This is a genomic window from Streptomyces novaecaesareae, from assembly GCF_000716875.1.
Lineage (GTDB): Bacteria > Actinomycetota > Actinomycetes > Streptomycetales > Streptomycetaceae > Kitasatospora > Kitasatospora novaecaesareae.
The window spans coordinates 1-14868 of sequence record NZ_JNWQ01000007.1; the positions used below are offsets into that span (position 1 = coordinate 1).

Here is a 14868-nt window from a genome sequence, read left to right on the forward strand (position 1 = left end):
CCCCCCAATCGGGCCCCTCCCCCGAACACAAAAAGAGCGCCCCCTCCCCGACCCGAAGGTCAGAAAGGGGACGCCCTCAAAAGGCCCTGCTACAACCTCAGTTGTCGCCGTCCTCGTCGATCAGGAAGCCCCGCATCGGCGCCGGAGCCTGCTGCATCGGCTGCGGCGGCTGCGGACGGACGGCCGCCATCGGCTGGGTCATCCCGGCCGGCTGCATCTGCGGAGCCCCGCTGTTGCCGCCGTTCGGCTGCCCGCCGAAGCTCGGCGCCGAGGAGTTCCCACCGAAGGAGCTCTGCCCACCGAACGACGGCGAGCTGCCCCCGAACGACGGCTGGTTCCCACCGAAGGACGGCGCACCGGAGCTCATCGCACCGGCACCGGCCGGCGCCATCGACGAGGCCGCCGGCGGCAGCGACGCGGTGGCGGGGATCCGCGGCGGGGCGAGCGAGTCGTCGGCCTGCGACTCCAGCTGGCGCAGCTGGGTCTCCAGGTACGACTTCAGGCGCGTGCGGTACTCACGCTCGAACGCCCGCAGGTCCTCGACCTTGCGCTCCAGCGTGGCCCGCGCGGACTCCAGCGACCCCATCGCGACGCGGTGCTTCTCCTGCGCGTCCCGCTCCAGGGCGTCGGCCTTGGCACGGGCGTCGCGCTCCAGGCCCTCGGCCCGGCTGCGCGCCTCGCCGACGATCTTGTTGGCCTCGGAACGGGCCTCGGAGATCGCCTGGTCGGCGGTCTGCTGGGCGAGCGCGAGCACGCGGGCGGCGCTGTCGCCGCCGGGGCCCTGCTGCTGCATCGGGCCGCCCATGGGGCCGCCCATCTGCTGCGGGCCGCCCATGGGGCCACCCATCTGCTGCATCTGCTGCTGGCCCATGCCCTGGCCCATCGGGTTGCCCATCGGCTGCGGGCCACCGGGGCCGCCCATGGGCTGCAGCATCTGACCGCCCATCGGCTGGACCAGCTGCTGCTGGCCGCCCATGGTCTGGTTCATCTGCTGCTGCGGGCCGCCGGCCGGGAGCTGCGGGGCGGAGCCGGCGGGCAGGCCGAGGGGCTGGTTGCCCATCTGCTGCTGCGGGCCGCCGTGGCCCATCTGCTGCTGCGGACCGCCCGGACCCATCTGCTGCGGACCACCGGGGCCCATCTGCTGCGGGCCGCCCGGGCCCTGCTGGCCGGGGATCGGCGGGCCGGATATGGCGGCCGGAACCGGGGCGCCGCCCTGGCGGGGGGCGTCCTGCTGCGGTTCCTTGCGCAGGTTGGCCTGGTTCTGCGCGGCGGCACGAGTCGCGGCGGCCAGCTTGGCGCGCAGGTCCTCGTTCTCCCGGAGGAGGCGGGTCAGCTCCGCCTCGACCTCGTCGAGGAAGGCATCGACCTCGTCCTCGTCATAGCCTTCACGCAGGCGGACGGTCGTGAACTGCTTGTTCCGAACGTCCTCGGGGGTCAATGGCATCTCTTCACCTCAACGTGATCGTCGGCACACCGGCATCCTGTCGCATCGCTCACCTACGACTAGGGGTGCACAAGCGAGATCAGGACATACACAATGATCATCAGTACGAAGAAGGACAGGTCGAGCGCCACGCCCCCGAAACGCAACGGCGGGATGAGCCGCCGAAGAAGCTTGAGCGGCGGATCCGTGACAGTGTACGTGGCCTCCAGGACCAGGACCATGGCCTTGCCGGGCCGCCACGAACGCGCGAACTGGAAGACCCAGTCCATGACCAGCCGCACGAGCAGGAACACCAGGAAGACGGTCAGGGCGTAGTAGAGCACCGCCCACACGATGTCCATCGCGTTTCCCTCTCCCCGGTCCCGGGCCCTGGGGCCCGCCGCTCGTCACCTGTCGCCAACCACTGTTGATCAGATCCACACGTAAAGTCGTGGCCGGGTCAGCTCTGGTTGAAGAACCCACCCTCGGCGATCCGAGCCTTGTCCTCCGCCGTGACATCGACGTTAGCAGGCGACAGCAGGAACACCTTCTGTGTCACGCGCTCGATACTGCCGTGCAGACCGAAGACGAGTCCAGCGGCGAAGTCTACGAGCCGCTTCGCGTCGGTGTCGTCCATCTCGGTCAGATTCATGATCACAGGGGTCCCGCCGCGGAACTGTTCCCCGATGGTACGGGCCTCGTTGTAGGTCCGGGGGTGCAGCGTGGTGATGCGGTAGGGCTCTCGTTCGTTCACTACCTTGGGCATGATCACCGGGGCGCTCTTCTCCAGGTTGTGGCGGCGTTCGGGTGTGATGGACGACACGGGGGCCATCCTCGGGGTCTCCTGTCGGATCGGCACCGCCGCCGGCACCGGCTGCGGAGTGATCGAGGAGACCGGGGCGGGCGTGGCGGCGGCCGCGGCGGCCGGCCGGGGAATGTCCTCGGTCCGCTGCCCGGTCCGGATCGGCTCGGGGTCCGCGTCGTAGTCGTCGTCGGGGTCGTACCCCTGGCCGTCGTACGTCTCGTCCTCCACGAGGCCGAGGTAGACCGCCATCTTGCGCATTGCGCCGGCCATGCTCCTGTCTCCTCCGCTCATGGCCACCTCGCTGGGCGCTCGGTGGCTGCTTCGCGAAGCCGCGCCCCTTCCGGTGGTCGCCTGCTTCGCTCGCTCCGTGCGGACCGGCTCCGTCTCCGGGTGGCCCGGGCCGTACGGCCCCGCCCAGCGGATTCCGCGGTCCCTCCACGACGGCGCGTCAGGCCGACGGCCTGTCAGGGTTCGTGGGGTGGGGGCCGCGGAGCTGCGATCCACGGTTCGCTAGCGCTCCGGGGAGCTGCTAGATTCTGTCCTATTTTGTCCTGCAGTCTGATCTACTTACCCGGTGACGTTACCTGAGGGGTGACCTCACTCCGAGTACCGCCGTTCCGACGCGCACATGTGTCGCCCCGGCGGCAATCGCCTGCTCAAGGTCGCCGCTCATCCCTGCGGAGACCATGGTGGCAGCAGGATGGGCCGTCCGTACGGCGCTTGCGATTTCCGCCAGCCGATCGAAGGCCCGGACCGGGTCGCCGGCCAGCGGCCCGGCCAGCGGAGCGACGGTCATCACACCGTCCAGCCGCAGCCCGGGCGTGTCGGCGATCGCGTCGGCCAGTGGCGCGACGTCCTCCGGCGCGACCCCGGCCCGGTGCGCGCCCTCCCCGTGCGCCTTGTCCAGCGCCACCTGCACCAGGCAACCCAGCTCCGGGCGCTCCGACTTGAGCACCGCCGCGGAGAGGGACTCGACCAACCGCAGCCGGTCCACCGAGTGCACGTGGTTCGCGTACCGGACGACCGAGCGGACCTTGTTGGTCTGCAGCTGTCCGACGAAGTGCCAGTCAAGAGGAAGGTTTCTGCACTGCTCCGCCTTGGGTGCGGCGTCCTGGTCGCGGTTCTCCGCGACGTCCGTCACACCGAGCCCGGCCAGCAGCGCGCTGTCCTCGGCGGGGTAGGTCTTGGTGACGACGATCAGGGTGACCTCGTCCCGCGGCCGTCCGGCGGCCGCACAGGCGTCCACGATCCGGCGCTCGACCACGTCGAGGTTGGTCCCGAGCTCCTCGTACCGGGCCCGCTGGCCGTCGGTCAGCGTGGCCAGCCAGCTCCGGTCGGGAACACCGGCGGTCCTGCCCGGGAACGGTCCGAAGATGTCGTTCGTCATCAGTGATCAGAGCCCAACCAGACATAGCTCGCGAGCCGGCCCGTGCGCTGCTCGCGGCGATAGGAGTAGTGATCGGCGGATTCGAGGGTGCAGACCGGTGACCGCACCGGCTCGCTGACCCCCGCCGCGGCCAGCTGGGCCGCGACTCCCTCCGGCACGTCCAGGGCCGGCGTCCCCCAGGAGGTCTCGGCGAACGCCGCCGGCACCACGGCGGCGACCTCGGCGCGCAGTTCGGCCGGCACCTCGTAGCAGCTGCCGCAGACCGCGGGCCCGGTGGCCGCGACGATCCGTCCCGGCTCCGCCCCCAGTTCCACCATGGCCCGGACGACCGCGGGCACCACTCCGGCCGCCAGCCCGGGCCGGCCCGCGTGGGCCGCGCCCACCACGCCCGCCACCGGGTCGGCCAGCAGTACCGGCGTGCAGTCGGCGGTCAGCACCGCCAGCGCGAGCGGCCGGTCGGTGACCACCGCGTCCACCGTCGGGGCCTCCCCCGGCGGCTGGCGCTCCGTCACCACGGCGACCTCGGCGCCGTGCACCTGGTTCATCCACACCACGTCGGCCGGTTCGAGCCCCAGCTCCCGGGCGGCGAGCGCCCGGTTCTCCCGGACGGCCTCCGGGTCGTCCCCCACCGCGCCGCCGAGGTTGAGCTCCCCGTACGGCGAAGTGCTCACCCCGCCCCACCGGTCGGTGAAGGCGAAGTGAGCACCCGCGTGTACCGCGTGATCGATCACTTAAGGAAGTCCGGGACGTCGAGTTCCTCGGCCGGGCTCTCCACGTAGGGCTGCCGGACGGGCTGCACCTGCGGCGGCACCGGGGCGGCGGCGGTCGTGGTGGCCGAGGTCTCGGCCGAGCGGCTCGGCGCGGCGGCCGAGGTCTCCCCCTCCGAACGGGACGTCACCGAGCCGATGCTCCCGTACGACGGCCGGCCGGCCGGGCGGTCCGGGGCGGCCGGCGGCGTGGCCGGGCGCTCCGGGGCGGTCGACTTGACCACCGGGTCGCGGACGATCGCCGGCGGCTGCCCGCCGTCGAAGCCGGCCGCGATGACGGTGACCCGGACCTCGTCGCCGAGCGCGTCGTCGATGACCGCACCGAAGATGATGTTGGCCTCGGGGTGGGCGGCCTCGCTGACCAGCTGGGCCGACTCGTTGATCTCGAACAGGCCGAGGTCGGAGCCGCCCGAGATGGAGAGCAGCACGCCACGGGCGCCGTCGATCGAGGCCTCCAGCAGCGGCGAGGAGATCGCCATCACGGCGGCGGCCTTGGCGCGGTCCTCGCCGCGGGCCGAGCCGATGCCCATGAGCGCCGAGCCGGCGTCCGACATGACGGACTTCACGTCGGCGAAGTCGAGGTTGATCAGGCCCGGGGTGGTGATCAGGTCGGTGATGCCCTGGACACCGGAGAGCAGGACCTGGTCGGCCGAGCGGAACGCGTCGAGCACGCTGACCTGGCGGTCCGAAATGGACAGCAGCCGGTCGTTGGGGATCACGATGAGGGTGTCGACCTCTTCGCGCAGGCTCGCGATGCCGTCCTCGGCCTGGTTGGCCCGGCGCCGGCCCTCGAAGGTGAAGGGGCGGGTGACCACGCCGATGGTCAGGGCGCCCAGCGAGCGCGCGATGTTGGCGACGACGGGCGCGCCGCCCGTGCCCGTGCCACCGCCTTCACCGGCGGTCACGAAGACCATGTCGGCCCCCTTGAGGACCTCCTCGATCTCCTCGCGGTGGTCCTCGGCGGCCTTGCGGCCCACCTCGGGGTTGGCGCCGGCGCCGAGGCCCCGGGTGAGTTCACGGCCCACATCGAGCTTGACGTCGGCGTCGCTCATGAGGAGGGCCTGCGCATCGGTGTTGATCGCGATGAACTCGACGCCCTTGAGACCGACCTCGATCATCCGGTTGATGGCGTTGACACCACCGCCGCCGATTCCGACGACCTTGATGACTGCGAGGTAGTTCTGCGGTGCTGCCACGTCGAAGGCCTCTCGCCTCGAATTTCCGGGTCGGCCCGGCCCGGCGAGGGTCCGTTCCGACGGATGTCGATGGGTAGGGAGCCTGGTTTCTGACTGAATGTCCGAAATGCCGACCGCCGACCCCAACCCTAAACTTGACCTTTAGGGTTAGTCCTGTGCCTCCGTCACATCACCAAGGGACACAGTCTGGTGACACAGGACACTAGGTCGCCCCGGGCACGCGTTTCAACGAACACGCCGAGCTTCCCTTTTTCTTTTGAGCCTATGTGATCATCGGCCGGCATATGAAACCGGGGTGACCACCAAGGGTCGGGCCGACACTTCGAGGCGTCAACCCCTCCCTCAGGCACAGAACCTACCGGATCATCCCGACACCGCCGGCGCCTCCGGTGCGGTCACGTCGAAGTTCGTACCCTTCTGATTCATCAGCGCCATCAGTACCCGGGCCTTGCGGTCGTTCTGCTCCGGGCTCCCCCAGCGCACCGTCGCACCCCCGCTGAGCTGCAGCTCGATGTCGTCGTACGAATGCACCAGCACCGCCCCGGCCCGTTTTGCGACCTCCGGCGGGAGCCCGGCGGCCACCGCCACCGCGCCCTGCACCAGCTGCGGACGGGAAATCACACCGTCCACGTCATTCGCCTGCTGACTGAGCCGCAGTTCCACCACCGGCACGCCCTCCGGCGGGGCCGCCTCGGTGGCGAAGCTCACGCCCCCGGCATCCACCTGGGTGAACTGGCCGTCCTCCCCCTTGACGGCGGCCACCGCCCTGCGCTCGACGACCTTCACCTGCAGGGTGTGCGGCCAGCCGCGCCACACCTCGGCCTTCGCCACCCGGGGGATCGCCTCCACCCGGTGCCGGACGACGTCCAGGTCCACCCGGGCCAGCGGGCCGTCGCCGAGCCCGCCGATCGCGTCGCGGACCTGGGCCCCCGTCAGCTTGTCGTCGGTCGTGCCCTGGACGGCGACGCTGCGCACGTCCAGGACCGACGAGAGGAACACCAGCCAGGCCAGCCCGCCCACCACCACGGCGCCGAGCACGCTCAGCACCACGATGCCCCGCCGGGAGAGCCGGAGGCGGGGAGCGGACTCCTCGCCCTCCAGCTCCTCCTCCAGAGGGTCGGCGAGCCGGCCGTCAGCCACGGCGGCGACCGCCGCGGTGGGCCTGGATGGCCTCGTAGACCATGCCGACCAGCAGGTCGTCGGCGTCCCGGCGGCCGAACTCGGCGGCCGCCCGGCTCATGTCCCACAGCCGCTGCGGGTCGGTGAGCACCGGCAGCACGTTCTGCAGCACCCAGTCCGGGGTCAGCTCGGCGTCGTCCACCAGCAGGCCACCGCCGGCCTTGACCATCGGCTGGGCGTTCAGCCGCTGCTCGCCGTTGCCGATCGGCAGCGGGACGAAGGCCCCGGGCAGGCCGACGGCCGCCAGCTCGGCCACCGTCATGGCGCCGGCCCGGCAGAGCATCATGTCGGCCGCCGCGTACGCGAGGTCCATCCGGTCGAGGTACGGCACCGGGCGGTACGGCGGCATCCCGGGGACGTCCGCGACCTGCGGCAGCTCGTTCTTCGGGCCGACGGCGTGCAGGATCTGCACGCCGTACTGCTGGAGCCGCGGAGCGATCGCGGTGACCACCTCGTTGAGCCGGCGCGCGCCCTGGGAGCCGCCGGAGACCAGCAGGGTGGGCAGCCGCTGGTCGAGGCCGAAGTAGTGCCGGGCCTCCGGGCGGGCCGCGTTGCGGTCCAGGGTGGCGATGGTCCGGCGCAGCGGGATGCCGATGTACCGGGAGTCGCGCAGCTTGCTGTCGGGCGTGGAGACGGCCACGAAGTCGCTGTAGCGGGCGCCGATCTTGTTGGCCAGGCCCGGGCGGGCGTTCGCCTCGTGCACCACGATCGGCACGCCGGCCCGCTTGGCGGCCAGGTAGGCGGGCATCGCGACGTAGCCGCCGAAGCCGACCACGGCGTCCGCGTTGACCCGCTCGATGATCTCCTGGGCGGCCCGGACGGTGCCGCGCAGCCGGCCGGGGACGGTGATCAGCTCCGGGGTGGGCTTGCGGGGCAGCGGAACGGCCGGGATGAGCTCCAGCTGGTAGCCGCGTTCGGGTACCAGCCGGGTCTCCAGACCACGCTCGGTGCCCAGGGCGGTGATCCCGATGGACGGGTCGTGCCTGCGGAGTGCGTCCGCGAGGGCCATGGCCGGCTCGATGTGACCGGCGGTCCCCCCGCCGGCGAGTACGACATGCACCGAAATTCACCGCTCCCTGCGTGCCGGCCCGGGGGCCGGGCGCGCTGTGGTTCGTCGTCGTGGCAGCACCCGGGCCAGTCGCTTCCTGATCCGGGAGTTCTTGCTCCGGGCGGCCAGGGCCGCCTTCGCGCCCGAGGTGCTGCGTGCCAGGCACAGCAGCACACCGATCGCGGACATGGCCGACAGCATGGCGGAACCGCCGTAGGAGAACAGCGGGAGCGGGACGCCCGCGATGGGCAGCAGTCCCAGCGCCGACCCCAGGTTGATCATGGCCTGCGCCATGATCCAGGTGGTGGCGGCTCCCGCGGCGTACCTGACGAAGGAATCCTTCGTACCGATGGCCACACGGATACCCGCGTAGCCTAGTGCCGCGAAGAGACCGATCACCGACAGCGTCCCCACCAGGCCCAGTTCCTCGCCGGTCGCGGCGAAGATGAAGTCGGTGTGCGCCTCGGGCAGCTGGCCCCATTTCTCCACGCCGGCGCCGAGGCCGGTGCCGAAGCCGCCGCCGTTCGCGAACGCGAAGACGCCGTGCAGGGCCTGGAAGCAGGCGCCCTCGGGGTCGAGCTTGGTGACGCCGATGCAGCCGAGGCGCTCCGCCCGGTGCGGGACGGTGACGACCAGGGCGGTGCAGACCACCACCGCCACCCCCAGGGTGGCCACGAACAGTCGCAGCGGCGCGCCGACCATCCAGAGCAGCGCGAACACCATGGCCACCAGGATCATCGACGTGCCCATGTCGCCGCCGAACATGATCAGCGCGAGCAGCAGCAGGGCGCCCGGTACCAGCGGCACCAGCAGGTGCTTCCACGAGTTCAGGGTGCCCGCCTTCTGCTTGCGGGCGAGCAGGTCGGCGCCCCAGAGCACCAGCGCGAGCTTGGCGAACTCGGACGGCTGGAACTGGAAGAAGCCGAAATCCAGCCAGTTCTGGTTGCCGTTGATCCGCACCCCGATACCGGGCACCGCGACCAGCGTGAGCGCGCCGATCACCCCGATCATCACCGGGTAGACGATCACCCGCAGCACCGCGACGGGGACGGAGGCGAAACCGATCAGCAGGACGAGGCCGAGGATGGCCGCGATCAGCTGCTTGAGGAAGTAGTACTGGGCCGCGTGGTGCTGGTTCAGGGCGAGGATCTGCGAGGCCGAGAAGACCATCATCAGGCCGAGCACGACCAGCAGCAGCGTGCTGCCGACGACCAGCAGGTACGGCGTGAGCGGCCGGTCCAGCCAGTACCGCACCCGGGCCCGGAGGGCCTGGACGCGGGCCAGCGGACCGGCCGACTTGTACTTGGTCGTGGTGGCGGAGATCACTCGCCACGGCTCGGCGGCGTCCTGCTTCCCAACGCCGGAATCCGCCCTGCCCTGCCCCGCCACCGCTCCCCGCTCTCCTTCAACTGCGGCTCGTTCGCCTCCGGGCCGCTCGGGGCCCGCGGCCCTTCAGCTCACTCGCCGAGGCCCGCCAGCTCCCGGACGGCCGCGGCGAACAGGTCGCCGCGCTCGCCGTAGTTGGTGAACATGTCCATCGAGGCGCAGGCCGGGGCCAGCAGCACCGTGTCACCCGATCGGGCGAGCGACGCGGCCGTGCGGACGACCTCGGTCATCGCCACCGCGCCAGTCTGGCCCTCGGCCGCCTCGATCACCGGCACATCCGGAGCGTGTCGCTCCAGCGCCTCGCGGATCAGCGCCCGGTCCTCGCCGATCAGCACGACCGCGCGCAGCCGCTCGGCCGCGCCCTGGACCAGGTCGTCGAAGGTCGCGCCCTTGGCCAGGCCCCCGGCGATCCAGACGATCGGCCGGTAGGCGGCCAGCGAGGCGGCCGCGGCGTGGGTGTTGGTGGCCTTGGAGTCGTCGATGTACGCGACCTCGCGGACCGTCCCGACCTCGGCGATCCGGTGGGCGTCCGGGCGGAAGGCCCGCAGGCCCTCCCGGACGGCCTTCGGATCGACGCCGTACGCCCGGGCCAGCGCCGCCGCGGCGAGCGCGTTGGCGATGTTGTGCGGGGCAGCAGGGCGGCGGCGCGTAGCGCCTTCCTCAGAAGGGTGGTGGTGGGCGACGGGTGGGCTCACGTCCTCGACGGCGCCCAGCTCGGCCGCGTTCTTGGCCCGGTCCTCGACGAAGGCCCGGTCCACCAGCAGCCCGTCCACCACGCCGAAGTTCGACGGGCTCGGCGCGCCGAGCCCGAAACCGATCGCCCGGCAGCCCTCCTCGACGTCGGCCTCGCGGACCAGCGCCTCGGTGGCCGGGTCGGCCAGGTTGTACACGCAGGCGACGACGTTGCCCTGGTAGATCCGGCCCTTGTCGGCGGCGTACGCCTCCATCGAGCCGTGCCAGTCGAGGTGGTCGGGGGCCAGGTTGAGCACGGCCGCCGCGTACGGCCGCAGCGAGGGCGCCCAGTGCAGCTGGTAGCTGGAGAGCTCGACGGCGAGCACGTCGTACGGCTCCTCGGCGAGCACCGCGTCCAGCACCGAGACCCCGACGTTGCCGACGGCGGCGGTGCGCTTGCCGGCGGCGGTGAGGATCGAGGCGAGCATCTGGACGGTGGTGGTCTTGCCGTTGGTGCCGGTGACGGCCAGCCAGGGGGCGGGCTCGTCGGTGCCCGGCAGCGGCTTGCGCAGCCGCCAGGCGAGCTCGACGTCGCCCCAGACCGGCACCCCGGCCGCCGCGGCGGCGGCGAACAGCGGGCTGTCCGGCGCCCAGCCGGGCGAGGTGACGATCAGTTCGGTGCCCTCGGGCAGGCTCGCGCCGTCGCCGAGGCGCACGGCGACGCCCTGCGCCTCCAGCTCGGCGGCCCGGGCCGCCAGGCCCGGCCCGCTGCCGCCGTCGACCACGGTGACGCGGGCGCCGAGCCCGTTCAGGACGCGTGCGGCGCTGATGCCCGAGACGCCGAGGCCGGCGACCACCACGGGCAGGTTCGAGAAGTCGGGGTTCGTCATCCGGTTCGGTATCCCGCGTAGAAGAGGCCGAGGCCGACGGCCACGCACAGGCCCTGGATGATCCAGAAGCGGACCACGACCAGGACTTCGCTCCAGCCCTTGAGTTCGAAGTGGTGCTGCAGTGGCGCCATCTTGAAGACGCGCTTGCCGGTCATCCGGAAGGAGCCGACCTGGATGATCACCGACAGGGTGATGATCATGAAGAGGCCGCCGAGCAGGATGAGCAGCAGCTCGGTGCGGGAGCAGATCGCCAGACCGGCCAGCGCGCCGCCGAGGGCGAGCGAGCCGGTGTCACCCATGAAGATCTTGGCGGGCGAGGTGTTCCACCAGAGGAAGCCGAAGCAGGAGCCCATCAGCGCGGCCGCGACCACCGCGAGGTCCAGCGGATCGCGGACGTCGTAGCAGGCGTTGGTGGCGGAGAGGAAGTAGGCGCAGCTCTGCCCGTACTCCCACACGCCGATGAAGGTGTAGGCGCCGAAGGCCATCACCGAGGCGCCGGTGGCGAGGCCGTCCAGACCGTCCGTCAGGTTCACGCCGTTCGAGGTCGCCGCGATCATGAAGTACGCGAAGATGACGAACAGCACCGGGCCGATCGACCACTTGAAGTCGCGCACGAAGGACAGCGACTGGGAGGCCGGGCTGAGCCCGCGGTCGTCGTGGAACTGCAGCGCCAGGACCGCGAAGACGAGGCCGACGATGGACTGGCCGGCCAGCTTCGCCTTGGCCCGCAGGCCCAGCGAGCGGCGCTTGACCACCTTGATGTAGTCGTCCAGGAAGCCGACCAGGCCGAGGCCCGTGGTCAGGAAGAGCACCAGCAGCCCCGAGGCGGTCGGGGGCTCGCCCGTTATCGCCTTGGTGCCGAAGTACGCGATCAGGGTCGCCAGGATGAAGGCGATGCCGCCCATGGTGGGCGTGCCCTTCTTGCTGTGGTGCGCCTTCGGCCCGTCGTCGCGGATGTACTGGCCGTAGCCCTGCCGGGCGAGCAGCTTGATCAGGGCGGGCGTGCCGACCAGCGAGAGGATCAGGCCGATCATCCCGGAGATGAGGATCTGCTTCATCATCGGGCAGCACCGTCCGCCAGGAGCGCCTCGGCCACCTTTTCCAGCCCCACCGAACGGGATGCCTTCACCAGGACCACATCCCCCGGTCGCAGCTGACTGCGCAGCAACTCGACCGCCGCGTCCGCGTCGGACACCAGCACCGACTCCTCACCCCACGAACCTTCGTTCCTCGCGCCGAGTTCCATGCAGGCCGCCTCGCGTCCGCCGACCGCCACCAGCTTGGTGACGTCCAGCCGGACGGCGAGCCGCCCGATGGCGTCGTGCTCGGCCAGGCTCTCCTCGCCGAGCTCCCGCATCTCGCCGAGCACCGCCCAGGTACGGCGGCGCTCCGGGCCCCGGCCGCCCATCGAGACCAGCGCCCGCAGCGCGGCCCGCATCGAGTCGGGGTTCGCGTTGTAGGCGTCGTTGACGACGGTGACACCATCGGCCCGGTCGACGACCTCCATGCGCCAGCGGGACAGCGCACCCGCCTCGCCCAGGGCTGCGGCGGTGTCGTCGACGGACATCCCGAGCTCCACCGCCACCGCGGCGGCGGCGAGGGCGTTCGAGACGTGGTGCTCACCGTACAGGCGCAGCTGCACGGGCGCGGAACCGGCTGGGGTGGTGAGCGTGAAGGATGGCCGTCCGGTGGCGTCCAGGCGAACGTCCGTCGCCCGGACGTGGGCGTCCGGGGACTCCCCGAACAGGACCACCTTCGCCCTGGTGCGGGAGGCCATCGCGCGCACCAGCCGGTCGTCCGCGTTGAGGATCGCGGCCCCGTCGGCGGGCAGCGCCTCGACGAGTTCGCCCTTGGCCTCGGCGATCGCCTCCTGGGAGCCGAACTCGCCGACGTGGGCGGTGCCGACGTTCAGCACCACGCCGACCCTGGGCGGGGTGATCGAGGTGAGGTACTCGATGTCGCCCTTGTGCCGGGCGCCCATCTCCATGACCAGGTGCCGGGTGTCGGCCTCGACCCGCAGCGCGGTCATCGGGTGGCCGATCTCGTTGTTGAGCGAGCCGGGCGGGTAGACGGTCTCGCCGTGGCGCTGGAGCAGCTGGGCGATCAGGTCCTTGGTGCTGGTCTTGCCGGCCGAGCCGGTCAGCGCGACCACGGCGGTGCCCTCGGCACGGGCGACCACGGTACGGGCCAGCCTGCCGAGCGCCTCCACCACACTGTCGACCAGGACGGCGGGCACGCCGACCGGGCGGGAGGCCAGCACCGCGACGGCGCCGGCCTCGACCGCGGTGGCCGCGTACGCGTGGCCGTCCACGTGCTCGCCGACGAAGGCCGCGAACAGGCCGCCGGGGCTCACCTTCCGCGAGTCGACCTCGACCGGGCCGGTGACCAGGGCGTCCGGGTCGGCGCCGTCCAGGGTGCCCCCGACTGCGGCGGCCACCTCGGCGAGGGTCAGTGCGATCACTGCTGCTCTACTCCTCGGTCGCCCCGCGCGGCCGTGGTCCGCGCGATGGACTCGCGCAGCACCTCCCGGTCGTCGAAGGGGCGGATCTCGTCTCGTACGTACTGGCCGAGCTCGTGGCCCTTGCCGGCCACCAGCACGGTGTCCCCCGCCTGGGCGCGGGCGACCGCGAGCTGGATCGCCTCGGCCCGGTCGGGGACGACCAGGACGGCCCCGCGCTCGGCCTCGGGCACCGCGGCGGCGCCGGTCAGCATGCTGGCGAGGATCGCCAGCGGGTCCTCGCTGCGCGGGTTGTCGCTGGTCAGCAGGGCGGTGTCGGCGAGGCGGGCGGCGATGTCGCCCATCGGGCCGCGCTTGTGCGGGTCGCGGTCGCCGCCGCAGCCGACGACGACGTGCAGCCGGCCCTTGGTGACCTCGCGCAGCGAGCCGAGGACGGCCCGCAGGGCGTCCGGCTTGTGCGCGTAGTCGACGACGGCCACGAACGGCTGTCCGGCGTCCACCCGCTCCAGCCGGCCCGGCACACCGGGGACGGCGGCCACGCCGGCCACGGCACGCTCCAGCGGCAGCCCGGCGGCGACCAGCGTGGTGATCGCGGCAAGCGCGTTGGCGACGTTGAAGGGGCCGGGCAGCGGCACCGAGGCATCGGCTTCGGCGCCGTCCGGGCCGAGCACCCGGAAGGTGGAGCCGACCGGGCCGAGCTGGACGTCCACGGCCCGCCAGTCGGCCTCCGGGGCGCCGACGGCGGAGAAGGTCGTCACCGGGATCTTGGCCTCGGCGGCGAGCCGGCGGCCGTACTCGTCGTCCAGGTTGACCACGCCGTGGCGGGACTTCCCGGGCTGGAAGAGCCGGGCCTTCGCCTGGAAGTAGTCCTCCATGTCCGGGTGGAAGTCGAGGTGCTCGGGCGTGAGGTTGTTGAACAGCGCGACGTCGTACGCGACGCCGTCGGTGCGGCCGAAGACCAGGGCGTGGCTGGAGACCTCCATGGTCACCGCGTCGGCGCCGCGCTCGGCCATCACGCCGAGGATCGCGTGCAGGTCGGTGGCCTCGGGGGTGGTGCGCTCGCTCTTGATCCGCTCCTCGCCGACCCGCATCTCGACGGTGCCGATCACGCCGGGGCTGCGCCCGGCGCCGCGCAGACCGCCCTCGACCAGGTACGAGGTGGTGGTCTTGCCGTTGGTGCCGGTCAGCCCGATCATCAGCAGCCGCTCGGAGGGGCGGCCGTAGACGATCGCGGCCAGCTCGCCCATCCGGGCCCGCGGCCGGTCGACGACCAGCAGCGGCAGGCCGGTGTCGGCCGCCAGCTCGGCGCCGGCCGGGTCGGTGAGCACGGCCACCGCGCCGGCCTGCGCGGCCTTGGCCGAGAAGGCCGCGCCGTGGTGGTTGGCGCCCGGGAAGGCCACGTACACGTCGCCCGGGCGGACCGCGCGGGAGTCGTGGGTGACGCCGCTCACGGCACCGCCCTCGACGGGCGCCAGGCCCAGCTGGCGGGCCAGTTCGGCGAGCGGCAGAGCGGTGGTCCCGGTCGGGCGGGGCGGACTCACGGTGGTTTGATCGGGTTTCGGCACGGCGGGAAGGCTATCCGCCGAAGGGTGTCCAGGGCCAAACCGGCCCTTCGCCGCGCCGTCGTCCGGCCCGCCCCGCTCGTTGCTCATCCTCG

Annotated in this window: 13 protein-coding genes; all 13 read right to left on the reverse strand. The window is 72.1% G+C overall.

From position 1 onward, the window contains the following. Positions 1-97: 97 nt before the first annotated feature. The 13 genes from OP86_RS04100 to OP86_RS04160 all read right to left on the reverse strand — a co-directional run bounded on the left by OP86_RS04100 (position 98) and on the right by OP86_RS04160 (position 14863). On the reverse strand, positions 98-1444 hold the full coding sequence (locus OP86_RS04100) for a DivIVA domain-containing protein (protein ID WP_030261095.1): 1347 nt from the start codon (positions 1442-1444) through the stop codon (positions 98-100). Positions 1445-1503: 59 nt separating this feature from the next. Continuing rightward, a complete protein-coding gene (locus OP86_RS04105) occupies positions 1504-1785 on the reverse strand; it encodes a YggT family protein (RefSeq protein WP_030060143.1) in 282 nt (93 codons plus the stop codon). 98 nt (positions 1786-1883) lie between these two features. Further along, positions 1884-2498: a cell division protein SepF gene (locus OP86_RS04110; RefSeq protein WP_030060144.1), complete on the reverse strand. Its 615-nt coding sequence runs from the start codon at positions 2496-2498 to the stop codon at positions 1884-1886. 310 nt (positions 2499-2808) lie between these two features. After that, the gene (locus tag OP86_RS04115; RefSeq protein ID WP_106973323.1) at positions 2809-3615 is read right to left on the reverse strand and encodes a YggS family pyridoxal phosphate-dependent enzyme; all 807 of its coding nucleotides are present in this window, start codon (positions 3613-3615) and stop codon (positions 2809-2811) included. Next, positions 3615-4346, reverse strand: coding sequence for a peptidoglycan editing factor PgeF (gene pgeF / locus OP86_RS04120; RefSeq protein WP_030060146.1), 732 nt, complete (start codon positions 4344-4346; stop codon positions 3615-3617). The genes OP86_RS04115 and pgeF overlap by 1 nt, the downstream gene beginning before the upstream one ends. Continuing rightward, on the reverse strand, positions 4343-5578 hold the full coding sequence (gene ftsZ / locus OP86_RS04125; protein ID WP_030261099.1) for a cell division protein FtsZ: 1236 nt from the start codon (positions 5576-5578) through the stop codon (positions 4343-4345). Before ftsZ ends, pgeF begins: the two co-directional genes overlap by 4 nt. 363 nt (positions 5579-5941) lie before the next feature. Further along, complete coding sequence (locus tag OP86_RS04130; protein ID WP_051829664.1) at positions 5942-6718, reverse strand: cell division protein FtsQ/DivIB; 777 nt, start codon at positions 6716-6718, stop codon at positions 5942-5944. Continuing rightward, a complete protein-coding gene (gene murG / locus OP86_RS04135; protein ID WP_030060149.1) occupies positions 6711-7817 on the reverse strand; it encodes an undecaprenyldiphospho-muramoylpentapeptide beta-N-acetylglucosaminyltransferase in 1107 nt (368 codons plus the stop codon). The genes OP86_RS04130 and murG overlap by 8 nt, the downstream gene beginning before the upstream one ends. Positions 7818-7823: 6 nt before the next feature. Further along, a complete protein-coding gene (gene ftsW / locus OP86_RS04140; protein ID WP_051829665.1) occupies positions 7824-9194 on the reverse strand; it encodes a putative lipid II flippase FtsW in 1371 nt (456 codons plus the stop codon). Positions 9195-9262: 68 nt separating this feature from the next. After that, a complete protein-coding gene (gene murD / locus OP86_RS04145) occupies positions 9263-10753 on the reverse strand; it encodes a UDP-N-acetylmuramoyl-L-alanine--D-glutamate ligase (RefSeq protein WP_030257213.1) in 1491 nt (496 codons plus the stop codon). Then, positions 10750-11814, reverse strand: coding sequence for a phospho-N-acetylmuramoyl-pentapeptide-transferase (gene mraY / locus OP86_RS04150; protein ID WP_078588656.1), 1065 nt, complete (start codon positions 11812-11814; stop codon positions 10750-10752). The genes murD and mraY overlap by 4 nt, the downstream gene beginning before the upstream one ends. Beyond that, complete coding sequence (locus OP86_RS04155) at positions 11811-13214, reverse strand: UDP-N-acetylmuramoyl-tripeptide--D-alanyl-D-alanine ligase (RefSeq protein ID WP_030060153.1); 1404 nt, start codon at positions 13212-13214, stop codon at positions 11811-11813. The genes mraY and OP86_RS04155 overlap by 4 nt, the downstream gene beginning before the upstream one ends. Then, on the reverse strand, positions 13211-14863 hold the full coding sequence (locus tag OP86_RS04160; RefSeq protein ID WP_078588658.1) for a UDP-N-acetylmuramoyl-L-alanyl-D-glutamate--2,6-diaminopimelate ligase: 1653 nt from the start codon (positions 14861-14863) through the stop codon (positions 13211-13213). The genes OP86_RS04155 and OP86_RS04160 overlap by 4 nt, the downstream gene beginning before the upstream one ends. Between the last annotated feature and the right edge of the window lie 5 nt (positions 14864-14868).